Genomic DNA, 24,642 nt, shown 5'->3' on the forward strand with positions numbered 1-24,642 from the left:
CTAGACGATATGAAGAGGAACAGAACCTGCCCGTCCGGGGTCGGTCCATTATCGCCGGGCGGTCCTGCAGCGCCGGCTTGATGTGATCGGCGGCCCTGAGAGGGATCTGGCCGCTGCAGGACCTGTTCCCGGCAGTGATGTCCCTTATCCCGGAAGGGCAGGTTCTGGCGGGAGCATGGGGGGCCGGGGCCTTCTGTTTCACAGGGTCCGTGGGTTGCCATTGGCGGCTCCCGTGGCCTGCGAGGCTCATTGGGGGTGCAATGGTAGTGCCACATGTGAGGTTTGGGAGGTCCCGGCTATGTTTGAGCATACTTTCATTGGTCTGGATGTTCACGCGGTCAATGTCGTCGGCCATGCGCTGAACCCAGGCACTGGTGAAATCAGTCTCCACACGATGGCCGCTGACCCGGCCCTGATCCTGGAGTGGGTCCGGCGATTCGAGCCGCCCGTCAAGGTCGTTTATGAGTCAGGCCCGACAGGGTTTGTACTGGCCCGGCACCTGCGGGCCGCGGGCATCAACTGTGTGGTGGCGGCGTCCTCGAAGCTGCTGCGCGCTCCCGGGGACCGGGTAAAAACCGACAGGCGGGATGCCCGGGTTTTGGCTGAGATGCTCGCGGTCGGCTCGGTCACCGAAGTCCGCATCCCGGAGCCGGACGAAGAGGCGTTGCGGGACCTGTCCCGGCTGCGCTCGGGCACCGCCAAAGACCTCGCGCATGCCCGGCAGCACGTGAACGCCGTCCTGCTCCGGCACGGGATCCGCTACCCCAAGGACAGCAGGTGGACTACAGAACACAGTCGGTGGCTGCACCGCCAGAGCTTTCACGACCCGGCGCTGCAGTTCACCTACGACGCCGATGTCGAGCAGGCCGAGCTGCTTGCAGCGCATCTGGCTCGCATCGACAAACAGATCACCATCACAGCGGCGGCGTGCCGCTACGCAACAGTGATTGACGCGCTGATGTGCTTACGCGGCATCCAGCTCACGACCGCGTTCGGTCTGGCCGTGGAAATCGGTGACTGGACCCGCTTCACCGGCTCATCCATCGGCTCCTATCTCGGTCTGGTCCCCAGCGAAGAATCCTCCGGCCAGTCCCGGCACCAGGGCCCGATCACCAAAGCCGGCAACACCTATGCCCGGAAACTCCTCATCGAAGCGGCTTGGCAGCACCGCCGCCCCTACGCCCGGCCCGGAGAACGGCTGCTGCGCCAACTTGACCTGGTCGCGCCGGCAACCCGCATCCGGGCCCTCGAAGGAAACCACCGGCTGCACCGCAAATGGGAACACTTCGATGAACGCCACAAAATGTCAGTGAAGGCCAACACGGCGATCGCCCGCGAACTCGCCGCTTGGTGCTGGTCACTGGCCGCCCCGCTCCAGGAAGGACAACACATGAAAGCGGCCTGACCCGGAACCTGCCCGCCGACAGTGAGCAGTTGCGGGGGGCGATGACAGCACCCGGAGCCAACTCGGGCTTCAGCTATGAGCAGACGGTCCAAACCACCATCGACGCTCGATCCTAGACACCGATACGCTCCAGCCGAACAAATCGTCATGCGGTAACCAACCCGCGAATGTCAGCCTGACACTGCCCCAGTCGAAAAAGACTCGCCACGCCCCCCACAGCATCACAACCGGCCGGCACACGATGAGCGGCCCCCGGGAACCAAACCCAGGAGCCGCTCATCCATGCACTCTTGACAACGAGATCTACATATCAGCTGAACGCTAAGCCACGCCGATAAGCCCGAACCACCGGGAACCGCCGCCGGCCCCGGAGCCGTTCAGTGGCGTTGCGGTGGCCGGGCAACGGAATGCCGTGTCCTGCCAGGCTGACATGCCCTGAATTGCCTGGCCTGCTGTCCCTGCCGTGCCGAGGGTGGCCGTGGAGTTGTCGATGCTGACGGCGAACCAGAAGTCACCCCTGCTGACGTTCACGGACGCGCCTAGCGAGATTTCCGCGTATCCCACGGCGGGGCAGGCGACGGACCCGGACGACGCGACACGGGCGCCTGGCATGGATGCCCGCCCGGTTCCGGTGTTGCCGTACACGCTCACGCAGATGTTGCCGGAGCTGGTGGCGACGTAGAGGCCAATCTTGGTGATGGTCCCGCCGCCGGTAATCCGGTGGTAGTAGGCGTGGTTCGCCGTCCCGACGCCTCCCGTGAACGCGATGTTCGGGGGGGTCCATCGTGGCGGGGAAGCCGAGGTTCTGTGGGTCGGCCTTCGCAGCCGAAACTCCACTGCCCGCGATGGCTGCGGGCTCCCACGCCCCCGTGGCGGCGTTATAGACCAATGCGTACTGGTCGGTTCCGGCGGGCAGGACGCCCGGCTTGCCTGCAACGGCGTTAGGGTGCGGGCCTGCCGCATGCCGGTCAACCTTCGCCTGTGATCCTTGCTGGGTCTCCAACATGTTAGTAGTCCACTTTCCGGACGTTGACGGACAGGATGCGGGTCGTGCCCTTGGGGACGTTGATGAAGAGTTGCAGCCGGGCCGCGGTAGCCGGTACAGCCTTGGCAGGGGTGCGGATCAGGCCGCTGCGCGGGTAGACGTCCACCGCAGGCAGCGTGCCGTCATCACTGGACTTCTTGATGGACGCTGTCGTGCCGAGCCCGTTCCAAAAGTCCAGGTTGATGCCAAGCCCATAGCTGCCTGCGGTGTCCGGGTCTGTCTCGAACTCGACTTCGGCGTAGAGCAGGTCGCCGGTCGCCCACTGGGTGGTGTCGGTGTTCTGGATGAACAGCCGCGCCCCGCTGCCGGTGCCGGCGTCTACGATCTGTTGCGCCTCTCCGGGCTACACACCGGAGTGTACGGCGCGAGCCCGAAACGAGCGTTGAACTGAACCCCCTGTTCAGCCGGCCGGGGGAGTCCACCATCTTCCCGCGCTTCACTATCCCGGACGGGGAGTCCCTGCCGGGCACCGCCTACCAAGTGGTCCACGACGAAGTGATGCTGGACGGCAACTCCCGGCTGAACCTGGCCACCTTCGTGGGGACCTGGATGGAGCGGGAAGCCTCCCAGCTCTACGCCGAAACGTTCGACAAGAACATGATCGACAAGGACGAATACCCGCAGACCGCCCTCATCGAGACCCGGTGCTGGCGGATGCTCGCTGACCTGTGGAACGCGCCGGACCCGTCGGTCAGCATCGGCACCTCCACCGTGGGATCCTCCGAGGCGTGCATGCTCGGCGGCCTGGCCCTCAAACGCCGGTGGCAACACCGCCGTCGTGCCGATAAAAAGCCCACGGACGCACCCAACATTGTCCTCAGCTCCGCCGTGCAGGTGTGCTGGGAAAAGTTCTGCAACTACTGGGAGGTGGAAGCCCGCTACGTCCCCGTGTCCGCGGAGCACCCCGCCCTGGACGGCCACGATCTGGACCAGTACGTGGATGAGAACACCATCGGCGTGGTGGCCATCATGGGCGTCACCTACACGGGTGCCTACGAACCCGTGGAGCAGATCTCCGCCGCCCTGGACCGGATCCAGGCCAGCACCGGCCTGGACATCCCCATCCATGTGGACGGCGCCTCCGGGGCCATGGTGGCCCCCTTCCTGCAGCCGGAACTGGAGTGGGACTTCCGGCTCCCCAGGGTCGCCTCCATCAACACTTCCGGCCACAAATACGGGCTGGTGTATCCCGGCCTGGGCTGGGTCGTGTGGCGGGACCAACAGGCCCTCCCCGAAGACCTGGTGTTCCACGTCAGCTACCTGGGCGGCGACATGCCCACCTTCGCCCTGAACTTCTCCCGGCCCGGCGCCCAGGTGCTGCTGCAGTACTACCTGTTCCTCCGGCTCGGCTTCGCCGGCTACCGGTCCGTGCAGGCCAGCTCCCGCGACGTGGCCCTCTACCTCTCGCATGAAATCGGAGCGATGGACGCCTTCACCCTGTGGAGCGACGGGTCCGACATCCCCGTCTTCGCCTGGCAGCTAACCGACGGCCGCACCGACAACTGGAACCTGCACCACCTCTCCGAACGCCTCCGCATGAACGGCTGGCTGGTCCCGGCCTACACCCTGCCGGAAGGACTGGCAGACATTACCGTCCAGCGGATTGTGGTCCGCAACGGCTTCACCCGCGACCTGGCCGCCAGCTTCCTGGCTGACCTCAAGAAGGAAGTGGACTACCTGGACGCCCTCGCTGCGCCCATGCCGCCGCAGAAAGAGAAGGAAGCCTTCCACCACTAGCCTCTTGCCGTAAGGAGGGTCCATGTGCCGGTTGTTCGGGCTGCACGCCGGGTCCCGGCCCGTCCACGCCACCTTCTGGCTCCTTGATGCCCCGGACAGCCTGGCCGAGCAGAGCAGGCGGGAGCCCGACGGCGCGGGCATCGGCACGTTTGATTACGACGGCGGCGCGCGGGTCAGCAAACGGCCACTCGCCGCATGGGAGGACCACGCCTTCGCCCGGGAGGCACGGCAGCTGAGCAGCACCACCTTCCTGGCCCACGTCCGCTACGCCAGCACCGGCGCCCACACCCTGGTGAACACCCACCCGTTCGAGCAGGACGGCCGGCTGTTCGCGCACACGGCGCCTTCCACGGCCTGGACCGGCTGGACGCGCGCCTGCTGGACCTCGGCGTGGCGGGGCTGGTGCAGGGACAGACCGACAGCGAACGACTCTTCGCCCTCATCACCGCCGAGAGCCGCCGCGCTGGCGGGGACGTAGCGGAAGGCATCACCCGTGCGGTGGGATGGGTGGCCGCCGAGCTGCCCGTCCTGGCCCTGAACATCATCGTAACCACGGCAACGGACCTCTGGGCGCTCCGCTACCCGGCCACCCACCCGCTGTACATCCTGGAAAGGGACCCGGCAGCCGAGCCCGCCCCGGCCGCGCCCCTGGACGCCAGAAGCCACCGGATCCACTCACGAAGCACCGAACTGTCGGCGGCCCGGTCAGTCCTGTTTGCCACCGAACCCATGACCCACAACCCCGGCTGGCGTCCACTGGCAGCAGGGGAGCTGGTGCACGTTGGGCCGGACCTGGCGGTGACCTGCACCTACCCCTTCCCGGACCAACCCGCCCACCCGCTGACGCTCGCCGACCTGGATCCGTCCGCGGCGGCGTCGCAAACGTCCTGAAGGCCGGACGTCCGCGCGGCTCTTACCCTGCCTCTGCCGTCCGATACGATTTTTGGCAAATACCCGATCAGGATGCCGGGAGCCGCGCCTCGGGGATCTTCGGCTCGAATAATTCGATCGGATTGCCCGAAGGGTCTTCGATCAGTACCTGGTTGCCGCCGACTCCCGTCACGATGTCATTGCGGAACTGTACCCCTGCCTCGCGGAGGGTCCGCACGGTGGCCTCGAGGTCGGACACCTCCAGCGTGAATCGGTTCCAGCCGCCCGGCGCGGGGATGGTGCCGTCGGGCATGCTTTGGCCTCCTCCGCCCTGGCCGCTCGGAGCGCTGAGCAGAAGCCTCAGATCACCGCGGTCGAGCATGGCAAAGGACGGGGCGGGATGCATGACGAGCGTGAATGCCAGATGGTCGCGGTAGAAGGTGATTGCGGCATCGACATCATCGACGATGTAACGCACGCTGACGGTGGCCATTGGGGACCTCCTTGATCTGGACTCAGGAATACGCCCCACTTCTTAGTCTGTCAACGCGCCCGGGAGACAACGAGTTCGTCCCCTGGCGGTCCGGACGTCAGCTGCCCTACGTGCTGGGCGTTGCCGCCTTCTTCTGCAGGGCCTGGGCCATCTTCTGCACCTTGGCGCCGTAGCCGCCGTTCAGCGCGGTGTCCTTGATCTTGTTCGCCTGGGCATCCAAGTCAGCCGGAGCGGCGTTCTTGAGGGCGGTCAGGTCCGACTGCAGGTTTGCCGGGAGCTTGGCGAACAGCTTCGGGTGGCTGATCAACTGGTCGGCCACCTTCTGCAGCGCGGCACCCGGGTTGTCCGAGCTGAACGCGGTACGCAGCTCCTGCCGCAGGCCGGCCAGGCCCGTGGCGGTCTTCTCCAGCGCCTCGGCGCGCTTCTGGATCTCGGGGCCGTACCCGCCGGAGAGGGCGGTGGTCTTGATCTTGTACGCGTCCTTCACCCGGTCAGCCGGGGCGGCGTCCTTCAGGGTGGTCACATCCGTCTGGAGGGCAGCGGGAAGTTTGGCGAACAGCTTCGGGTGGTCCACCAGGGCCGCGGCCGCCTTCGCCGCGCGGTCACCGGCAGCCTGCGGGCTGTCAGCGTTCAGGCGCAGGAAGGCCTCCAGCCCGCCGAAGCCCCTGCCTGCCTTGGCGTCTGTGCCGGTATCCGAGGTTGCGGCGGAGGCTGTTGCGGAGACGACTGTTGGACTGGTGGATGCCGACGCGGCACCCACGCCCGCTGCGGCCATGGCCCCGGCGGCCAGGACTGCTGCCGCTCCGACGCCGATGCGGGTTTTCATTGACGGGATAGATGTCTTCACCACGGTGTGTCCTTCCAGGAATCAGCGCGCGTGCGTCCATCACCGAGCCGTGTGGACACGCACAGAATTACTGTAGGAGCGCAGGCTGGGGAAACGCTGAAAGCCGGTTCTTGGTGCTGCCACCTGGTGCTCCAAGCTTGTTCACATCCGAGGGGTCCTGGCTCACGTGACGGTCAAGGTTCCGTGCATGTTGGAGTGGTAGGTGCAGTGGTACGAGTAAGTGCCGGCCTTGGCGGGAGCAGTAAAGGTGGCGCTGGTGCCGGCTTTGACGACGGCGTCGAAGGAGCCGTCGTCCGCTGTGACGGTGTGGGCCACAGTGTCCATGTTCATCACAGTCACCGTGGCCCCGGCGGGGACGCTGTCCGTGCCCGTGTAGGCAAACGATTTGATGTGGATGGTCAACTCGGCGCTCATTGCCATGGAGCCGTCGGAGCTGGCTCCCATTGGGGCTCCCATGGACGATGCCATCGGGGACGATCCCATGCCGTCCATGGATGCGTGCGGGGAGGCCATGGCGGTGGATGATCCTGTGGATGGGGTGGTTCCTGGCCCGCCGCTCCCGCATGCGCTCAAGCCGATGATGGTGGCGGCGCCTATCAGGGCTATGGCCAGGCGTTGCCGGGTTTTTGTCGTCTTCATTGTGTTCCCTTTCAGGAGCTCGTGGGGTGCTCCCGGCGGAGGCAGTGCGGGTTCAGGCTGGGTGGCGGGAGGTTAAGTGGGCGTAGACGACGGTGTTGTCCAGGTACTCCCTGGTGGCAGGGTCGTAGCCGCCGCAGGTGATGAGGCGGACCTCGGGGCGGTCCGCGTTCTGATAAACCTCCACCGTCGGGAAGGTCGACTTGCGGTAGACGTCGACCTTGTCCACGGTGAAGACCGCGGCGGTGTTGTCCGCGCGCGTGACGGTCACGGTCTGGCCCGGGGTGAGTTCATGGAGCCGGTAGAACAGGCCGGTATCGCTGGTGGTGCTGTTGACGTGGCCCAGGATGATGGCGGAGCCCGTTTGGCCGGGCGTGGGCGAGTCCTGGTACCAGCCGGCCGGTGAGCCGGGTTCTCCGGAGGGGGTCTGGACTTCGCCGCTGGCCTGCTTGCCCAAGGGAGCAATGGCGGCGTCCACGCCGATGGCCGGGACCTCGACCCGGACCGGCACGGAGGCCGTCAGAGCGGCGTCCGGCGCGGCCGGAACAGTGGCGGAGCCGGTGGCGGCACGAGAATCTGAGGGCGCGGGTGCGGCGGTGGGGTTGGGAGAAGGCGCCGTTGATCGGGGGCTGCCGGGGGCTGCGGAGGCGACGGCGGCCGTCCCGGCTGGTCCGGGTGGTTCTGCCTGGAGGCTGAGGCCGATGGAGGTGATGCCGCCTGACAGGAGCAGCGCGGTCGCCGCGGACGCGATGAGGCGTCCGCGGCGGCTGCTTTTTCCAGGTCCCACTCAGTTCCCTGCCTGTTTGCCGGTGTTTTCCCTTGCCCTAGGCCGCCATTTTGCGGCGGATGGCGTACGCTCCGCCGGCGGCCAGGATCATGCCGCCGCCTGCAGCGAGCAGACCCAGGTCAGGACCGGCGGGGGCAGGCATGGTGATGCCGGTGCCGGGGGCGCCCGCAGGCATGGCCTTCAAGGTCCCGCACAGCGCTGGTGACGTTGCGGCCAAGGGCAGGGACGGGACGAGGTCGCTCGGAGCCTTTTGGGCCGCGTCGGACAGGGTGGCCGGGTCCAGGCCGTGGACGACGACAACGGCGGTGCCGGCCTTGAGTGAGTCAGCGGTCTTGGCGTCCAGGGTGAAGGTCCGGTTGTAGGTGTAGGACCCGCCCATGCCCGCGACCTTCAGATCCGTTCCCGCTGCAGGGCTGGTGTCCCCGCTGGTGGACAGGGTCGCACCGATACCGCCGTAGAAGGGCCCGCCTTCAGTGGTGCTGATCACGCCGTCTTTGTTGGTGTCGGCGGACATGTCGGGGCAGGTGCCCTTGGCGCCGATGTGGATGTGCTGGACGTGCGGGTAGGGATTGCCGTTGAACATGGCAGCGAGCCCGGAGACTTTCTCTGTGACGGTTGCCTGGTCACCGCTGACGGTGATCATCACGGTCCCCGAGGCGTTGCTGCCGTTGATTGCAGCGAGGTTCGCCTGGTACATGGTGTTGTTGTCGGCGGCGAGGGCCGGGCTCGTGGAGAGTGCGAGGGCGCCCAGGGCAAGGGCCGGGGCGATCAGGAAAGCAGATTTCTTCATGACTCTTTTTCCTCCATTGGAAATGGACGCTCCCCTGATGGGCTCGCCCACGATGGTGACAACTAGGGTTCGTTGTGATCCAAGCCACGGATGGGAGTGGGCGAATGTTTCTTTGCGCTTGGCCGCGGCCTACTCAGACCAGCAGGCCAGTACCGCAGTGGCTACCTGGTAAGCAAAGGCATCCCGTGACACGTTATGCGGGCCCAGTGCGTCGGGAAGCGCGGCGGCGTCCACGGTCAGGACGAAGTTGTCCTTGGCAAAGACGGCCGACGCAGGGGTTTGAAATGCGGGAAAGCCCAGGTTTTCCAGCCCTTCTATTGGAGCGGCGCCGTCAGCTGCCCGCTGCAGCGCGGCAAGATCATCGCGGGCTCCTTTGGCGTCGGAGGCCTCCTTGACGGAGAGCACCAAAGATCCTGCTGGCAGCGTGTACGTGCAGGTGTAGAGCTTCTCCGCCCAGGAACTGGTGGTGGGGGGATCAGCCGGCAGGGACAGGGTCTGCATGATGTTCGCCCGCGTCTCGTCCCCGCACACCATCAGAGCGGCAGCTGAGGGACCATCCGCCGCCGCACTGGTGACATCAGCCGGCCGTGGTGTTGACGTGCCGGCCCCGGAGGTTTCCGAAGAAGCGATGGACCCAGTCGAAGGGTCATCGGATACCGCCGTTCCACCGCTTGCGGCGGCGCAGCCGGACAGTACCAGCATCAGGACTGCAATGGGAGCCGCTGTCCGCATCCGGCACCGGAGCCCGTTTTGTGGCCTGCTTTGTGAACCCATGGCTGCACCTTCCGGAGAATCCCTGCACTGGCGTGACATCACGCCCTCTATCGAAGAGTTCGGAGCGCCCGCCAATACGGACCGGTGCGGGACGGCGAAATTGTGCAGGTGCGGTCAGCGGACCTGAATCCAATTATGCTCGGAGCATGGGAAGGCGTAATTCTCCGGCGAGGAATGTTCCTCCCGCCAAGTCGGGCCTGTGGCAGCAGCGGACGTGGCTCTGGATTGTTGCTGCCGGATTCGACGTCTACATCCTGGGCGTCGTCATCGGGCTGCAGCCGGCGGGCCCGCTCTGCGGCAGCCCCCTGATTCCCACCAGCAAGGCCGCCGAACTGGTTGACCTGGAGCAGGCAGGCATCGGGGCCGCGGCCGCCTGCTATCGGAACATCGATTCGGACTCCATCCCCGTCTGGAGCCTCATCGCCCTGGGGGTGCTCCTGGTGCTGGTGGGCGTCGCGGCCCGGATAATCAACATCCGGCGCTCCACCGCCGGGGCTGTGGACGCCTAGGCTCGGCTTCAGGCTATTCCGCTGGGACGGGCTTCTTGACCGTTGCCAGCAGGAGAACGCCCGCGACGGCGGTGGCTCCGGACAGCAGGAACAGCACGATGGCCAACGGGGGAGCTGCGTCAGCCTCGCCCAGGATGGTGATGCCGATGGCCACCGCGACGAGCGGATCGATGACGGTCAGGCCCGCGACCACGAGCTCGGGCGATCCCCGGGTGTGGGCATTCTGGACCAGGAAGCTGCCGGCCAGCGCGGCAATGATCAGCCCCGCCAGGCAGGTCAGGGACAGCCACTCGAAGTCGCCCTGGAACAGGCGGCCAATGACGGTCTTGGCCAGGGCCGCCACGAATCCGAACAGAATCCCGGCCCCGGCAGTGAAGACCACCGCGTGCGATTGGTGGCGCCACATTACGTAGGCCGCGCCCACGCACGCCAGGACAGCGGCGAGCACGATCAGGATGGTGACCAGGTGCCGGTCGCTGATCTCCACGTCCTCCGCGGACAGCGCCGCCACGGCCACGAACACACCCACCCCGCCAACGCAGAGCGCGACGGCGGTCAGCACCCGCCGCCCGGGGGACCGGCGGGTGGTCCGGACGGTAGCCAGCGTGGTGACCACCAGGGCCACGGCACCGATTGGCTGCACCACGATCAGGGGCGAGAACCGGAGGCTGGTGAGCTGGAGGAGGATCGCGGCGCCGAGCATCGCCGTCCCGCCCAGCCACATCGGCCTCCGGACCAGGGCCCGGAGGCGGCCGCCGCCCATGCTGCCCGCGGCGCGTCCGGAGGCTGCCGGCTCGTCGCCCACGGCCCGGTGCTGGAACAGCGTTCCCAGGGCGAGCAGGACGGCGCCGGCCGCGGCGATCGGAATCCCGAGCCAGTGATAGGACGTCAGTGCGGACACCGCCGCGGCCTGGATCATGATCAGACCTTACCCGTCCGGGGCGCATGCCAAGCAGCAATGGCGCCCACCCGCCGTCGTACTTCCTGTCTTGGCGACCCGCCTCCCTGGGGTGCGCGGGGTGGACCGTTAAGAAAGCGTCAAGGAATTCGCGTCAGGGCCTCAATGTCCGGCTGCTGGTCCATCCACGGGTCTATGTTGGGTTCAGTGCCGTCGCCCCATGACCCCCCAAGTGTGTGGCGGCGGCACCCCTTATTCCCGGTTGCGGAACATCTGGACAAGGTGGACGCGGAGGAGCATTGTGTTAGTTGCGTCCTCTGGTCCGTGCCTGTTCGCGGGCATGATTACCAGGGCACGTGGATTCAGAATTTAGTCTTTCGCGGCGCCGTTTGCGGCGCCTGTTCGGCCTTACAGCCCTGGAAGCACCGGGAGCCCAAGGCCGTAGCAAGGACAGCCGGGGTTCCCTGCTCCCACAAAGGTGACCCGCCTGCACCCTCTTCCCAGGACGCACCGGTCACGCTGAGCGTATGCCTTCACGGGCTGAGCATCGTTCAAGTAGAGAGCATTCTGATGCAACACAAACACGGAATCCGTTCAGGGTTCCACAAAATTCCTTACATCTTTGCGGCCGCAATTTCCCTTGTGGTGATGGTGGCATGGGCCGCGCCTGCTGACGCGTCCAGCAAGGCCCCCCGGACCTGGACGGTCCAGGTGGGGTCCGAGTCCTGGGACCAGGAAATCCAGGGCATGGCCTTCCTCCCCTCGGACATCACCATCAACGAAGGGGACACCATCAACTGGCAGGCCAACTCGGCCGAGATCCACACGGTGACGTTCCTGGCCGCAGGCCAAACGCTGGAGTCCCTGGAGCCCTTTGACCCAGGCAATGCCAATGAGCTCTTCATGCAGGGCGGCAAGTGGTACGACGGCCAGTCGTATTACAACTCAGGCATCTTGGCGAACGTTGACGTTCCCGGGTTCCCTTCAGTGAAAAGTTATAGCTTGAGGTTCCCCAACGAGGGTAACTTCACCTACTACTGCCTGGTTCACGGCATGGCAATGAAGGGCACGGTCCATGTCCAGGAGCGCGGATCCGCGTACCCGCACTCCCAGTGGGACTACGACCACTCATCCAAGGCCCAGGAAGCCGCCATCATCCAGGACGGGATGAAACTTGACGACGCCCTGGCCGAAAAGGCAACAAACCACATGGTCTACGCAGGGGATGACGACGGCGTGGCCATGGTCATGCGCTTTGTCCAGCCGACCGTGACGGTCCACGTCGGTGAAAGCGTCACCTTCATCAATCCGGGCATGGGTGCGCCGCACACGGTCACCTTCGGCAATGAACCCGCGAACATCTTTGACCCGAGCGGAGTTCCTGGGGACTATCGCGGCGGCGATCTCAACTCCGGGATCATCCCAGCCAACGCGGGCCCGTATTCCACGTTCAAAGTGACGTTCAAGACCGAGGGAACGTTCAGGTACATCTGCGCCCTGCATGACTACATGGGCATGGTGGGCAAGGTCGTGGTGGTCGACTAATCAACGTGCCGGCCGGCGGACAACCCGCCGGCCGGTCACTGTCGTCAGCCTGTTTGGACGAAGAGAAGGGCGAAGGCCGCACTCACCGCCAACCCGGCCCACATGCTGATCCAGCACCCCTTCTTGTACTGCAGGGTTTTGCCCCGGCGGTCCGCCATCAGCCATTGGTCGTACAGCACCATCGAGGCCACGAAGACCACGGCGGAAAGCGACAGGAAGACGAACGGCATGGCTGAAGGTTCCACAGGAAGACCGCCGTCACTTCGCAAAACTACTAATCATGCTTACCATTATGGGGCGTAGGCTGCCCGCTGGGGGCAGAGCACCCGCGCCGCACCGGAGGTCTCAAGCATGGACAACGAAATGCGTCCCCTCACTGATGAAGAACTGATGTCCGAGCAGGCCACCGCCCTGCCGGACAAGGAAGTGGCGTCCGTCCTGGATCTGAACGCGGACCTGGACCTGGGCATCAACGCCGCAGCTCCGATCGACCTTGCCGTGGCCGCCAACGCCAACGTGGCCGCGCCCATCGATGCCGCCGCCTCGGCCAACATCCTGTCCTACGGTTCCGACGCCCAGGCACTCTCCAGCCAGGACGCCGCCATCGACCAGGGCATCACCGCTGACGCCAACGCGGACTCCACCCAGGACAGCGTGATCGGCCAGGGCGACGGCACCGCTGACACCGGCACCGCCGACACCGGCACTACTGACGCCGGCACCACTGACACCGGTACTGCGGACGGAACCACCAGCACCGGCGGCCTGACGGACGCAGCCGGCGCCCTGAACGGCAACCTGCTCAACGTCGACGTGAACCTCGACGCCGACGCCGCCATCGCCGCCCCGATCAACGGTGCCGTGGCTGCGAACGCCAACGTGGCCGCGCCCATCGACGCTGCGGTCGCCGCCAACATCGGCTCCATCGACAGCCAGGCCTACGCCATCTCGGACCAGAGCGCCACGATTTCGCAGCACATCGACGGCGAGGCCAACGCCACGGCCGGCCAGCAGTCCGACCTGCAGCAGTAAGCAAAGATGACCCAGACCCACGGCGGCCCGCCTCCCGAGGCGGGTCGGCCGTCGTCGTACGCTGACCTTGCCCAGGACCCGCCCGTCCGGACCATCACGACGGCGGGTGCCCACCTTCCAGCGCTGGCTGACGGCGTGCAGCTGCTCGGCACGGCGGAGGGTTCCGGTTACCGCGAGCCGCCTGCCCTGGTGCGCCGCGCCGACGGCCAGACCCTCCAACTGACCCGGCTCCTGTACCTGGTGCTGGAGGCTGCCGACGGCACGCACGATCTCGACGCCATTGCCCGCCACGTCAGCGAAGGGTCCGGGCGTCTGGTCAGCGCGGACAACGTGCGCACGCTGATGGACTCCCAGCTGCTCCCGATGGGCCTGCTCCGGCTGGCCGACGGCACCCAGCCCGAGGTGAAGAAGTCCAACCCGCTGCTGGGCCTGCGGTTCCGCTACATCGTCTCCGACCCTGAGCGCACCCGCCGCATCACGGCTCCGTTCGCGGTGCTGTTCAACCCGCTGATCGTGGTGGCCGTGACTGCGGCGTTCCTGGCGGCGTGCTGGTGGGTGCTGATGGTGAAGGGCCTCGGCTCTGCCACCCACGAGGCCTTCGCCCAGCCCGCCCTCCTGCTGCTGATCCTTGCCGTCACCATCCTGTCCGCGGGCTTCCACGAGTTCGGCCACGCCGCCGCCACCCGCAGGGGAGGGGCGACCCCCGGGGCCATGGGTGCCGGGCTGTACCTGCTGTGGCCGGCGTTCTTCACGGACGTCACGGACTCCTACCGGCTGGGCCGCGGCGGCCGGATCCGCACGGACCTGGGCGGCCTGTACTTCAACGCCATCGTGGCGGTGGCCATCATGGCGCTGTGGTGGGCCACCGGCTTCGACGCGCTGCTGCTGGTGGTGGTCACTCAGATTCTGCAGATGGTCCGCCAGTTGATCCCGCTGGTGAAGTACGACGGTTACCACATGCTGGCCGACGCCACCGGAGTGCCGGACCTGTTCCAGCGGATCAAGCCCACCCTCCTGGGGCTCCTTCCCTGGCGCTGGGGCAACCCGGACAGCAAGGTGCTCAAACCCTGGGCACGCGCCGTGGTCACCGCCTGGGTCCTGGTGACCGTCCCCGTGCTGCTGTTCAGCATGGTGATGATGGTCCTGTCCCTGCCGCGGCTGCTGGCCACCGGCTGGGCCGGCGTGGGCAAGCAGCAGGAGCTGCTGGCCGCCAGCCTTGCGTCCGGGGACATCCTGGGCGTTGTGGTGCGCGCCCTGGCGATGGTGGTGGTGGCCGTGCCGGTGCTGGGCGTGCTGTACATCGTGGTGCGGCTGCTGCGGCAGCTGGTTACCGGGCTGTGGCAGAAGACCCGCGGCAAGGCGGTCCAGCGGACCGTTGCCATGGGCGCTGTGGGGGCCCTGTTGGCCGGGCTTGCTTGGGCATGGTGGCCCGACGCCGGGACGTACCGTCCGGTGCAGGCCTACGAACGCGGGACGCTGGGGGATGCCACCCGGGCGATTCTTCCCGTCCGCGACCGCGGGGCATTGCGGCAGGGTGCTGCCGGCCGGACCGTCGCCCTGTGGCCGACCGGCGCCGCCAAACCGACCCGGGACAACCCGCAGCTGAGCATGGTGCTGGTGCCGGCGTCTGCCGTCGGGGCTCCCGCAACCGCCGGCGGTTCGTCCACTGCTGCGCCGTCCTGGGTGTTCCCGTTCGACCGGCCGGCCGCCCCGGAAGGCGACGGAAACCAGGCGCTCGCCGTCAACACCACCGACGGGTCCGTCCAATACAGCGTGGCGTTCGCCTTGGTGTGGGCCGAGGATGGCCAGCCCGTCACCACCACCAACGAGGCCTACGCCTTCGCCAACTGCAGTGGCTGCGCGGCGGTAGCTGTCGGATTCCAGGTGGTCCTGGTGGTGGGGCAGACCGACGTGGTCGTGCCGCAGAACCTCTCCGCCGCCGCCAACTACAACTGCCTGGACTGCCTCGCCTATGCCCTGGCAAGCCAGCTGGTCCTCACCCTGGACGGCCCGCTGGACGGGGACAGCAGGCAGCAGCTCGAAGCGCTGTGGGCCCAGATCGCCGAGTACGGCCGGACCATCCAGGACGTGCCGCTCTCCGAGATCCAGGCCACGCTCAACGGGTACAAGGAGCAGATCACGGCCATCATCAAGGGCAGTACTGCAACGGCAACATCGTCGCCGTCTGCATCGGCGACGGCCTCGGCCGGTTCAGAGCCCGGCCCCACGTCGTCCGGTGCCGGCGTTGAACCCTCCACCCAGGCGACCGGGCCCGCCGGTGATCCCAACCCGGCCCCGACTGCCGGTGCCACCGCACCGTCCGGACAATATACGGAAGGCCCGCAGCCGACGTCGTCCGTTGCCTACCCCACGACGGAACCGAACCTGGACCCGGGAACCGTCACCACCCCGCTGGCGACGTCCGGGGCCGGCTGAGCGGCCAAAGCGGAGGATTACGTGGCGATGCTGCGCAGGATTTGGTGTGCAACCAGCCGGTCGACGCCTCGCCCACCAGGAAAGCGCGGTCGGTGTGCCTGGTAGGGAGAAGGCAGCCGTCGGGAACAACCACGGCTGCGGGTTCGTTTCATACGGGACGCCAAGGGAAAGAGGATGCTATGGCTGCTGACTACGACGAACTGCGTACCGACGTCAAGGAAACGCAGGAGAGCTCGCTCGAGGACGTCAAATCCGCCAACGCCCCGGACGCGCGCAGCGTGGTCCGGGAGCTGGATGCCCCCGACGACGCCGACGCACTCGGCATCCCCGGGGGCGAAATCGTGGCCGAGGAACTGACGGTGGTGGTTGTGCCCGCAGCCAAGGATGAGTTCACCTGCGCCTCCTGCTTCCTGGTGCGGCACCGTTCGCAAATCGCGAGGGAAAAGGACGGGCATCTCTACTGCCGCGAATGCGAGGGCTGACTTCCGTTTCCGTCGGAATTCCTCGCTGGCCCTGGCTGGCAATGTAGGGCATCTACGCTTGCGCGTTCGCAATGGTTCGCGTCTCACCGCGGATGCTGTCAGCTCCTGCAAGCGCGGCCAGTCAGGACTGGTCGGCGAGGTTCCCGAGAGTGACGTGGAGCGTTTGCGACCCGGTGCCGCGCCGAACGTCCACGTCGACCTGTTGGTCCGGATTCTGCTTCCTGAGTGCCACGAGCAGGTCCGTTACGTTGCCGACGTCTGCACCTGCGAACTTGGTGATGATGTCACCCGCCTTCATGCCTGCCTTTTCTGCGGGGCTGCCCGCGGACACGCTGACCACCAGCGCTCCCGCCGTGGTGGGCAGCGAGAACCTTTGTGCAAGCTGTGGCGTGATGTCCGTCGGGACGACGCCGAGGGCTGCGTGCTTGACCGAACCGCTCGCGAGCAGCTGGTCGGCCACGTCGGTGACCGTGCCCGACGGCGTCACGAAGCCGATGGCCACCGCCCCGGAGCTTGGCGGCAGATAGGCCTCGGAGAGTCCGATGACTTGTCCACTGGAGTCGGCGACGGCACCACCGGAGTTGCCCGGGGAGATGGGTGCGTCGGTCTGGAGCAGGTCGATGGCGCCGTGCGGGGATTCCGGCGACGGCGGCATGTTCCGGTGCAGGCTGGAGACGATGCCGGCGGTCACCGTTTCTGCCAGGCCCAGGGGGCTGCCGATGACAACGGTCATCGAGCCCACTTCCGGGTCGGAGGACGCGAAGCGGGCGGCGGGAAGCCCTGTGCGGCCGACTTTCAGGACTGCGACATCGGTGACGTCATCCACGCCCACCAGCGTGCCCTGGGTCTGGGAGCCGTCCGCGAACTGAACCTGGACGGTTTTGAATGGCTGCTTTTGCTGGTCCTCCACCACGTGCGCGTCCGTCACGATGGATCCATCACTGCGGTAGATGACACCACTGCCCAGGCCGATGTCGGTGCGGATCGTCACTACGGAAGGTTCGACGTCCTTGACCACGCCCGGCACTGCGGGGAGGCCGCCGCCGTCGGCCTGGGGGGTGGGCGAAGCGGACCCGGACTGCTGCGCCTGGGTGGAGGCGGGGGTGGGCCCGGGGCTGCCGGTGCAGCCTGCCAGGGCAAGGGCTGCGGCGGTTCCGCCTGCGGCCGCGCAGAGCCTGATTGATTTCATGGGGCCTCGTCTCCTTCGGGCATCCCGGCGCACCTCCGTACAATTCTTATAAAACCGCAGTAGTTGCGTTTGCGCAATGGCTAATCGGTCCGTTTTGATGCTCCGGGCGTAACAAGGCTGTCAAGGATGCCCTGCCGCCATCACGACTGGACAACGGCCGTTGAATGGCTTGGGTGAATTGCCTAGCCTGATCAAAAGGGCAACCGAGGAACTCAGCCCAAGAAGGCGATGGATCGTGCCGTTGTCAGACGACGAGCGCAGGCGGCTCGAGGAGATGGGCCTTCTTCCCAGCTGACCGCATCGGTGAGCGGAAGGATTAGAGGTGGCAGGTGAGGGCCCGGGCTTGGAGGAGGGGCCGGACAACTATGTTTTGGTTCGTAAGGGCTACATTCTCACCGGCCGGGCGCTGTTTAAAGGCTGGGCCATCACCACGACCCTGTGGCTGATCGGCCTCTACACCGTGCTGGCGGCCACCTCGCAAGGGTTCCTGCTCAACCTCGCCCTCATGATCGGAACGTACGGGTACACCGCCGCCCTGTTCCTTGGCCTGCCGCTGGGCTGGCTGCTGGGACTCCTGCTGCGCCCCATCCGGAACCAATGGATCCACATTGGCGCGTTCTTCATCGTGCCCACCTTTGCATTCTGGGCACTGGGCTCCCTTTTCGGCTTCGGCTGGACGCTGGAAGCCCTTGGGCTCTGGGCAACCGTCGGCCTCGCCTCCGCCTTTGGACGCCTGGCCGTCTGGAACGACGTCATTATGCGCTGATCGGGGGCGGAGTCCCTGGCCCTGAGGACAAACCGCCGCAGGACTCTGAGGACGGTTTTCTGACCAGTGGCCGACACCACTACTTCCCGCCGGCTGCCGGGACTCTGCTCCTGCACCGGCAATCTCGCTGCTTCCACCCCTCCGCCGTCCTGCTGACATTGGACTGGTTTAGGTCAGCCCGCGGCATAGGTGGTCCCGGCAGCCGTTGCCCGGCTCACCCCAGCTTGGAATGGTGGCCCTTGACGGGAGTGTTGCTGTGGTGGACCCCGTGCTGCAGCTGCAGGGCGCAGTGGATCAGCGGGAAATGGCTGAACGCCTGGGGCGTGTTGCCCAGCTGGCGGTTGTTGCGCGGGTCCCACTCCTCGCTGAGAAGGCCCACGTCGTTGCGCAGCGAGAGCAGGCGTTCGAACAACTCCACAGCCTCGTCACGGCGGCCGATGCCCAGCAGCGCGTCGGCGAGCCAGAAGGAGCAGGCCAGGAAGACGCCCTCGGTGCCGGGAAGCCCGTCGTTGCTCGCCTGCGGCCGGTACCGCAGGACGAACCCGTCTTCGGTGAGGTTCTTTTGGATCGCGTCCACGGTGCCCACAACACGGGGATGGTCGTGGGGGAGGAACCCCACGCGGGGGATGAGCAGCAGGCTCGCATCGAGTTCGGTGCTGCCGTAGGACTGGACGAAGGTGTTGTGCTTGTCGTCGAAGCCGTGGGTCATGACGTCGTTGTGGATCTGCTTCCGCAGTGCCGCCCAGCGTTCGCCGGGCCCCGGAAGCCCGGACTCCTCGACGGCCTTCACCATCCGGTCCGCCGCAACCCAGGCCATGACCCGGGAGTGGGTGAACTTGCGGCGGGGGCCGCGCATTTCCCAGAGCCCGTTGTCCGGCTGGTCCCATGCGCCCTCCAGGAACTCCATCAAGGCGATTTGGATGTCCCAGGAATCGTCCTTGGTGCCGGGGTCCGCGGCACGGGTGAGCGCCAGGCCGTCCAGCACCTCACCCCAGACGTCCAGCTGCAGTTGCGGGGCTGCGGCGTTGCCGGTGCGGACCGGTTTGGAGCCCTCAAATCCGGCCAGCCACGGGAGTTCCCCTTCGGGCAGCCGGCGGGTGCCGTCCAGACCATACATGATCTGCAAATCCGCAGGGTTGCCGGCCACGGCACGCAGCAGCCACTCCCGCCAGGCCGCCGCTTCCTCCGTGTAGCCGCAGGCGAGCAGGGACTGCAGTGTGAGGGTAGCGTCCCGGAGCCAGCAGTAGCGGTAGTCCCAGTTGCGGCTGCCGCCGGGGTCTTCGGGCAGGGAGGTGGTGGCCGCGGCGACGATCCCGCCGGTGGGGGCATACGTGAGGGCCTTGAGGGTGATCAGGGAGCGTTCCACTGCGTCCTGGTAGTCCCCGGCCATGGTGTTGCGGTCGGTCCACTGCTCCCAGAATTCCTGGGTAGAGGCAAGGGCGCGTTCGGGGTCGGTGCGGTCCGGGACGGGCTTGTAGCTGTGGGCCCAGCGCAGGACGAACGGGATCCTGTCACCGGCGTTGACGGTGAATTCGCTGACCGTCCGCATATCCTTGCCCTTCAGCGGGGCCGGGGTAGTGAGGTAGGCCGCATCCGGGCCGGCGATGGCACTGATGCCGTGGTCCATCCGCCGGACCCAGGGGACGATGCGCCCGTAGTCGAAGCGCAGCAGCAGTTCCCCGTTCATGGGGACGCGTCCCTTCAGGCCCTCCACAATGCGCACCATGTCCGCCGAATCGTCCCGGGCCGGCATGAAGTCGGTGACCCTGACGCTTCCGTCGGCGGTGTCCCATTCCGTCTCCAGGATCAGCGTTCCGGGCCGGTAGCGCCGGCGGGTGCAATCGCCCGCCCCCGCTGGGGCCAGGAGCCAGCGGCCGGCGTCCGGGGAGTCCAGCAGGGCCGCGAAGCAGGCCGGCGAATCGAAGTTGGGCAGGCACATCCAGTCAACGGACCCGCTCCTGCCCACCAGGGCTGCCGTATGCAGGTCGCCGATGATTGCGTAGTCTTCGATCCTTGCCATCAGTCCCTCCCGGGTTGTGTGTCGTAAATGGTGCGGCTCCCGCGGCAGCGGCAGCCCGGGTGTTAACCGCCCACCTGGTCCACGGTGAAGGCCGCCAGGAATCCTGCTGCCGTTATCAGCCCGGTGAGCATGTGGTGCTCCTCGAAGGCTTCGGGAATCATCGTGTCGGCGAGCATGGCCAGGATGGCCCCCGCTGCAACGGCGGTGATGAAAGCCACCACTTCCCCCGGGGCGCCTTGCAGGACCAGGTATCCGACCAGCGCGGCAAGTCCGGAGAGGACGGCGATGCCGCCCCATACGCCGAACACGTACCCTGGCCCGCGGCCGGCCTTCTTCATCCCGGCGGTGCTGGACAACCCTTCCGGGACATTCGAGATGAAGACGGCGGCCAGCATGGCAGGGCTGACCGCGCCCGCTGTGACCAGCCCGACGCCCAGGACCACCGATTCCGGGATGCCGTCCAGCAGGGCGCCGACGGCAATGGCCGTGCCGCTGCCTGGTTTGTCCTTTTCCGAGGGCTGCTTGCCGCCCGAACGTTTCCGGTGCTTGGCGCCCTTGCTGGCGAGCACGGCATTGGCGGCAACGTACACGAGGGCGCCGGTGGCGAATCCGGCGATGGTGGGCCACAGCCCGCCGCCGTTCACGGCCTCCTCCACGAGCTGAAAGGACAGCGCTGAAATCAGCACCCCGGCGCCGAACGACATCACGGAGGACACCACCTTCGGCGGAATCCTCCACTTCCACGCCAACGCGCACCCCACCACCAAGGCCCCACCCGCGATGGTGCCCCACATCCATGCCTGCAGCCATGCGGGCATCACGCGCCACCCGCCGTCGTTCGTTTGGCACCCGGGCCTTTAACGCTCCGGGCATTGTTCACCGCGAGGGCGCGGACCGCCGCAAAGGCCAGGAGGGCCGCCAGCCCGGCAGCGGACACTGCCTTCCACAGCCCTGTCCTGCCTCCCCATCCAGCCCGCGCGTTCGGCCGCCGGCCGGTTTCCGGGTCCCCACTGGTGACGTCGTTGTCATCCAGCTCCCAGGCCGACGCGGGAGGGAAGATCCCCGCGGGCAACTTTTCCTCCCTCAGCCCACGCCGTGCGGCCAGCCGCTCCCGTACCGCCTGGTTGGGGGCAGGCGCCGCGCCCTCAGCCGCCAGGGCTGCGGGGAAATCGATGATGTAGGACTCGCCGTGGAAGGCTGCCGAGGCAACCGCGTCCAGCCACATGGGGGTGGGCGCCTGCACGCCGCGGCGCGCGAACCCGGCCTGGAGCATCTCCTTGATTTCGGGCAGGCTCCTGCCGGCGGCCTCGCGGGTCACGTCAAAAATCGCCGCCTGGAGCAGCATCTTCTCCTGCGCCGCGGGGTCCTTCGCGCTCGGGTCCTGCCCGGTAGGGTCCGGGTCAAGGGGCTCTGCATCCGGGTTAACGCTGCCGGGGCTGGTGCTCATGGGCTTCCTTTCGGTTGATGGTCTTCCGCCTGGTCGTCAGCTGACCCGGTAGGGGGCGGCGTCGGTGGCGCGGAATGCCAGTCCGTTGCCGGGGGAGTCTCCGGGCCGGATCCACCCGCCGTCCGGGTCAAGCGTTCCGTCGAAGAACAGGTTCTCGATCCGGACGTGGTCATGGAACCATTCCAGGTGCCGGAAGTTGGGGGTGGCTGCGGCAACGGCGGCGCTCAGGTGGGGTGCGCAATGCCCCGAGAGCTCCAGGCCGTGAGCGGCGGCGACGGCCGCGACGCGCAGCCACTCGCTGATCCCGCCGCACCTGCTGACATCGGCCTGGAGGCAGTCCACCGCGTGCGCGGCGCACATCTGCCGGAAGTAGAACAGCCCCGTGCCGTATTCGCCGGCCGCCACATCAGCGGCGACGGCGGCACGGACGGCGCGCAGCCCGGCAAGGTCATCGCTGGAAACGGGTTCCTCGAACCAGGTGACGCGCTCGCCTTCCACTTCCTGCATCACCCGGATTGCCTGCTTGGCGGTGTAGCCACCGTTCGCGTCCACGAACAGTTCCGTGTTGGGGCCGACGGCGGCACGCGCCTGGCGGATGCGGTCCAGGTCCCGCGCCACGTTGGTTCCGCTGTCCTGGCCGATCTTGATCTTCACCCTGGGAATGTGCTGCTCCAGTGCCCAGCCCTGGAGCTGGTCGCGCAGCTGGTCCTCGCCGTAGCTGGTGAAGCCGCCGCTGCCGTAGACGGCAACCTTGTCCCGGACGGCGCCCAGGAGCTTGTGCAGCGGCACTTCCAGCAGCCGCGCCTTCAGGTCCCACAGGGCGCAGTCGACGGCGGACACGGCGTAGGACACCAGCCCGGTCCGGCCGGGGTTACGCACCGCCTTGGCCATCGCCGCCGCGGCGGCCGGCACGTCCAGGACGTCAATGTCCCGGACGGCCGGGGCCAGCAGGTCCTCCACCAGGGCTGCCGCCGCGGCCGGGGCATAGGTCCAGCCCAGACCGTGCTTTCCGCCGCCGTCCGCCTCCACCAGGACCAGCGTGGTGGAGTCCCAGCTGTAGGTCCCGTCCGCTTCCGGGGCGTCGGTGGGGACGGTGTAGGCGCTGGCCCGGACGGCGGTGACTGTGGCTGCGGCGGGCACCGGTCAGCCCTCCTTGTGCGGCAGGAATTCCTGGATCTTGGTCTTGACCCCCTCCTTCACCACGCCCCAGGCGCTGTCGTCGCCCTTGATCATGGCCTCGGCGGTCTTGCGGGCCTGTTCAAAGGTGGCGTGCGGCGGGATCGGCGGAATGTCGGGGTCGGTGCGGACGTCCAAAAGCGTGGGCCGGTCCGCGGCGAGGGCCTTCTCCCAGGCCGGCCCGACGTCGTCGGGATCCTCCACATGGAGGCCCTGCAGGCCGAGGCTTTCCGCGAAACCCGCGTAGTCGACGTCGGGCAGGGCCTGGGACTCGCGGAAGGCCGGCACCCCGCCCATCGCGCGCATCTCCCAGGTGACCTGGTTCAGGTCATTGTTGTGCAGGACGGCCACCACCAGCCGCGGGTCCTCCCATTCGCGCCAGTAATGCTTGACCGTGATGAGCTCCGCCAGCCCGTTCATCTGCATGGCGCCGTCACCGGCGAAGGCGATGGCCGGCCGGCCCGGGTGCGCGAACTTGGCGCCGATGGCATAGGGGACACCCGGACCCATCGTGGCCAGGTTGCCGGACAGTGAACCCCGGACCCCGTCCACGAACTTCAGCTGCCGGGCATACCAGTTCGCTGACGAGCCCGAATCCGCGCTGAGCATCGCATCCGCGGGCAGCCGGGTGGAGAGCTCCGCGAACAGCCGCATGGGGTTGACCGGGTTGGCGCCGACCATGGCCTCGTCATGCATGGTCTCCCACCAGCGGCTGATGCCCTTCTCCAGGTTCTCCCGCCAGGACCGGTCCTGCTTGCGGGCCAGGTGCGGGGTCAGGGCCCGCAGCGCGGTGGCGGCGTCGGCCACGATGTTGAATTCGTTGGTGTAACGAAGGCCGATCATCCGGGGATCGATGTCGATCTGCACGCCGCGGGCCTGTCCCGGTTCCGGCAGGAACTGCGTGTAGGGGAAGCTGGAACCCACCGTGAGCAGGGTGTCGCAGTCCCGCATCATCTCGTAACTGGGCCGGGTGCCCAGCAGCCCGATGGATCCGGTGACGTACGGCAGGTCGTCGGGCAGGGCGTCCTTGCCCAGCAGAGCCTTGGCCACGCCGGCCCCGAGCAGTTCGGCCACTTCCTGGACCTCGGCGGCCGCGCCGCGGGCGCCCTGTCCGATCAGGATGGCCACCTTGGAACCTTCATTCAGGAGCTGGGCGGCACCCCGGACCGCGTCGCTGTCCGGTTGCATCTCCGGCCAGCGGGCCCCGACGCTGGAGGGCACCATCTTGAACTCGTGGGTGGGCGCGGCATACTCCAGTTCCTGCACGTCGGCCGGGATGATGACCGCGGTGGGCGCCTGCTGGGCCTCCGCGATCCGGATGGCCCTGTCGATGACGTTGGGCAGCTGCTGCGGGACGGTCACCATCTGGACGTAGTCGGAGGCGACGTCCTTGAACAGGGTCAGCAGGTCCACCTCCTGCTGGTAGGAGCCGCCCATGGCGCTGCGCGCTGTTTGGCCCACGATGGCCACCACCGGAACGTGGTCCAGCTTGGCGTCATAGAGCCCGTTGAGCAGGTGGATGGCGCCGGGACCGGAGGTGGCCATGCACACCGCAACCCGGCCGCCGAACTTGGCGTAGCCCACGGCCTCGAACGCCGCCATCTCCTCGTGCCTTGCCTGGATGAATTTCGGCTGGTTCCCCGCCTTGCCGAAGGCGGCGAGGATTCCGTTGATGCCGTCTCCGGGGAACCCGAATACCTTGTCCACACCCCACTCACCCAGCCGGGAGAGCAGGTAGTCGGCCACTGTGGTTGCCAT

Annotated in this window: 26 protein-coding genes; 10 read left to right on the forward strand and 16 right to left on the reverse strand. The window is 67.1% G+C overall.

What is annotated here, in order from left to right:
• Nucleotides 1-298: 298 nt before the first annotated feature.
• Nucleotides 299-1,405 carry an IS110 family transposase gene (locus tag ACTJK0_RS18165; RefSeq protein WP_223992154.1) on the forward strand — a complete coding sequence of 369 codons (1,107 nt, stop codon included), beginning with the start codon at nt 299-301 and terminating at the stop codon, nt 1,403-1,405.
• Nucleotides 1,406-1,726: 321 nt separating this feature from the next.
• Here ACTJK0_RS18165 and ACTJK0_RS18170 read toward each other — a convergent pair whose 3' ends face one another.
• On the reverse strand, nt 1,727-2,242 hold the full coding sequence (locus ACTJK0_RS18170) for a hypothetical protein (protein WP_440746148.1): 516 nt from the start codon (nt 2,240-2,242) through the stop codon (nt 1,727-1,729).
• Between the two features lie 170 nt (nt 2,243-2,412).
• Entirely contained in the window at nt 2,413-2,556 is a 144-nt protein-coding gene (locus ACTJK0_RS18175) for a hypothetical protein (RefSeq protein ID WP_440746149.1), read from the reverse strand.
• Nucleotides 2,557-2,837: 281 nt separating this feature from the next.
• Here ACTJK0_RS18175 and ACTJK0_RS18180 point away from each other — a divergent pair, with 281 nt between their 5' ends.
• The 3 genes from ACTJK0_RS18180 to ACTJK0_RS18190 are packed head-to-tail and all read left to right on the forward strand — an operon-like array spanning nt 2,838 to nt 5,078.
• Nucleotides 2,838-4,187, forward strand: coding sequence for a glutamate decarboxylase (locus ACTJK0_RS18180; protein WP_440746196.1), 1,350 nt, complete (start codon nt 2,838-2,840; stop codon nt 4,185-4,187).
• Nucleotides 4,188-4,209: 22 nt separating this feature from the next.
• Entirely contained in the window at nt 4,210-4,665 is a 456-nt protein-coding gene (locus ACTJK0_RS18185; RefSeq protein WP_440746150.1) for a class II glutamine amidotransferase, read from the forward strand.
• Complete coding sequence (locus ACTJK0_RS18190; protein WP_440746151.1) at nt 4,590-5,078, forward strand: class II glutamine amidotransferase; 489 nt, start codon at nt 4,590-4,592, stop codon at nt 5,076-5,078. Before ACTJK0_RS18185 ends, ACTJK0_RS18190 begins: the two co-directional genes overlap by 76 nt.
• A gap of 67 nt (nt 5,079-5,145) precedes the next feature.
• Here ACTJK0_RS18190 and ACTJK0_RS18195 read toward each other — a convergent pair whose 3' ends face one another.
• From ACTJK0_RS18195 to ACTJK0_RS18220, 6 genes are all read right to left on the reverse strand, one after another.
• Entirely contained in the window at nt 5,146-5,550 is a 405-nt protein-coding gene (locus ACTJK0_RS18195) for a VOC family protein (protein ID WP_440746152.1), read from the reverse strand.
• 106 nt (nt 5,551-5,656) lie between these two features.
• Nucleotides 5,657-6,400 carry a hypothetical protein gene (locus ACTJK0_RS18200; RefSeq protein ID WP_440746153.1) on the reverse strand — a complete coding sequence of 248 codons (744 nt, stop codon included), beginning with the start codon at nt 6,398-6,400 and terminating at the stop codon, nt 5,657-5,659.
• 159 nt (nt 6,401-6,559) lie between these two features.
• Nucleotides 6,560-7,036 carry a cupredoxin domain-containing protein gene (locus ACTJK0_RS18205; protein WP_440746154.1) on the reverse strand — a complete coding sequence of 159 codons (477 nt, stop codon included), beginning with the start codon at nt 7,034-7,036 and terminating at the stop codon, nt 6,560-6,562.
• 52 nt (nt 7,037-7,088) lie between these two features.
• Nucleotides 7,089-7,820, reverse strand: coding sequence for a class F sortase (locus tag ACTJK0_RS18210; RefSeq protein ID WP_440746155.1), 732 nt, complete (start codon nt 7,818-7,820; stop codon nt 7,089-7,091).
• 37 nt (nt 7,821-7,857) lie between these two features.
• The gene (locus ACTJK0_RS18215; RefSeq protein ID WP_440746156.1) at nt 7,858-8,610 is read right to left on the reverse strand and encodes a hypothetical protein; all 753 of its coding nucleotides are present in this window, start codon (nt 8,608-8,610) and stop codon (nt 7,858-7,860) included.
• 129 nt (nt 8,611-8,739) lie between these two features.
• Nucleotides 8,740-9,384, reverse strand: a complete 645-nt coding sequence (locus ACTJK0_RS18220; protein ID WP_440746157.1) for a hypothetical protein — start codon at nt 9,382-9,384, stop codon at nt 8,740-8,742.
• A gap of 146 nt (nt 9,385-9,530) precedes the next feature.
• Between ACTJK0_RS18220 and ACTJK0_RS18225 the strand changes: the two genes are divergently transcribed.
• Complete coding sequence (locus ACTJK0_RS18225; protein ID WP_440746158.1) at nt 9,531-9,893, forward strand: hypothetical protein; 363 nt, start codon at nt 9,531-9,533, stop codon at nt 9,891-9,893.
• Between the two features lie 13 nt (nt 9,894-9,906).
• Here the strand turns inward: ACTJK0_RS18225 and ACTJK0_RS18230 are convergent, their stop codons facing one another.
• The gene (locus tag ACTJK0_RS18230) at nt 9,907-10,812 is read right to left on the reverse strand and encodes a DMT family transporter (RefSeq protein WP_440746159.1); all 906 of its coding nucleotides are present in this window, start codon (nt 10,810-10,812) and stop codon (nt 9,907-9,909) included.
• Nucleotides 10,813-11,361: 549 nt separating this feature from the next.
• Between ACTJK0_RS18230 and ACTJK0_RS18235 the strand changes: the two genes are divergently transcribed.
• Nucleotides 11,362-12,336 (forward strand): plastocyanin/azurin family copper-binding protein, encoded by a 975-nt coding sequence (locus tag ACTJK0_RS18235; protein ID WP_440746160.1) that lies wholly within the window; start codon nt 11,362-11,364, stop codon nt 12,334-12,336.
• Nucleotides 12,337-12,380: 44 nt separating this feature from the next.
• Here ACTJK0_RS18235 and ACTJK0_RS18240 read toward each other — a convergent pair whose 3' ends face one another.
• The gene (locus tag ACTJK0_RS18240) at nt 12,381-12,566 is read right to left on the reverse strand and encodes a hypothetical protein (RefSeq protein ID WP_440746161.1); all 186 of its coding nucleotides are present in this window, start codon (nt 12,564-12,566) and stop codon (nt 12,381-12,383) included.
• Between the two features lie 121 nt (nt 12,567-12,687).
• On the opposite strand from ACTJK0_RS18240, the gene ACTJK0_RS18245 reads away from it, so the two are divergent.
• From ACTJK0_RS18245 to ACTJK0_RS18255, 3 genes are all read left to right on the forward strand, one after another.
• A complete protein-coding gene (locus ACTJK0_RS18245) occupies nt 12,688-13,368 on the forward strand; it encodes a peptidoglycan-binding protein (protein WP_440746162.1) in 681 nt (226 codons plus the stop codon).
• Between the two features lie 6 nt (nt 13,369-13,374).
• Nucleotides 13,375-15,804 carry a hypothetical protein gene (locus tag ACTJK0_RS18250; protein ID WP_440746163.1) on the forward strand — a complete coding sequence of 810 codons (2,430 nt, stop codon included), beginning with the start codon at nt 13,375-13,377 and terminating at the stop codon, nt 15,802-15,804.
• 179 nt (nt 15,805-15,983) lie between these two features.
• On the forward strand, nt 15,984-16,286 hold the full coding sequence (locus tag ACTJK0_RS18255) for a DUF4193 domain-containing protein (protein WP_440746164.1): 303 nt from the start codon (nt 15,984-15,986) through the stop codon (nt 16,284-16,286).
• Between the two features lie 121 nt (nt 16,287-16,407).
• On the opposite strand, the gene ACTJK0_RS18260 is transcribed toward ACTJK0_RS18255, so the two are convergent.
• Nucleotides 16,408-17,475, reverse strand: coding sequence for a S1C family serine protease (locus ACTJK0_RS18260; RefSeq protein ID WP_440746165.1), 1,068 nt, complete (start codon nt 17,473-17,475; stop codon nt 16,408-16,410).
• A gap of 322 nt (nt 17,476-17,797) precedes the next feature.
• Between ACTJK0_RS18260 and ACTJK0_RS18265 the strand changes: the two genes are divergently transcribed.
• Complete coding sequence (locus ACTJK0_RS18265; protein ID WP_440746166.1) at nt 17,798-18,241, forward strand: hypothetical protein; 444 nt, start codon at nt 17,798-17,800, stop codon at nt 18,239-18,241.
• Between the two features lie 214 nt (nt 18,242-18,455).
• On the opposite strand, the gene ACTJK0_RS18270 is transcribed toward ACTJK0_RS18265, so the two are convergent.
• From ACTJK0_RS18270 to ACTJK0_RS18290, 5 genes are all read right to left on the reverse strand, one after another.
• Nucleotides 18,456-20,261: a glycoside hydrolase family 15 protein gene (locus ACTJK0_RS18270; RefSeq protein ID WP_440746167.1), complete on the reverse strand. Its 1,806-nt coding sequence runs from the start codon at nt 20,259-20,261 to the stop codon at nt 18,456-18,458.
• Nucleotides 20,262-20,323: 62 nt separating this feature from the next.
• Complete coding sequence (locus ACTJK0_RS18275; protein WP_440746168.1) at nt 20,324-21,079, reverse strand: ZIP family metal transporter; 756 nt, start codon at nt 21,077-21,079, stop codon at nt 20,324-20,326.
• Nucleotides 21,079-21,708, reverse strand: coding sequence for a hypothetical protein (locus ACTJK0_RS18280; protein WP_440746169.1), 630 nt, complete (start codon nt 21,706-21,708; stop codon nt 21,079-21,081). The genes ACTJK0_RS18275 and ACTJK0_RS18280 overlap by 1 nt, the downstream gene beginning before the upstream one ends.
• A gap of 36 nt (nt 21,709-21,744) precedes the next feature.
• A complete protein-coding gene (locus ACTJK0_RS18285) occupies nt 21,745-22,848 on the reverse strand; it encodes an enolase C-terminal domain-like protein (RefSeq protein WP_440746170.1) in 1,104 nt (367 codons plus the stop codon).
• Nucleotides 22,849-22,851: 3 nt separating this feature from the next.
• Entirely contained in the window at nt 22,852-24,642 is a 1,791-nt protein-coding gene (locus ACTJK0_RS18290; protein WP_440746171.1) for a thiamine pyrophosphate-requiring protein, read from the reverse strand.

This window comes from Paenarthrobacter sp. 22069 (assembly GCF_052046035.1).
Classification (GTDB): Bacteria; Actinomycetota; Actinomycetes; order Actinomycetales; family Micrococcaceae; genus Arthrobacter.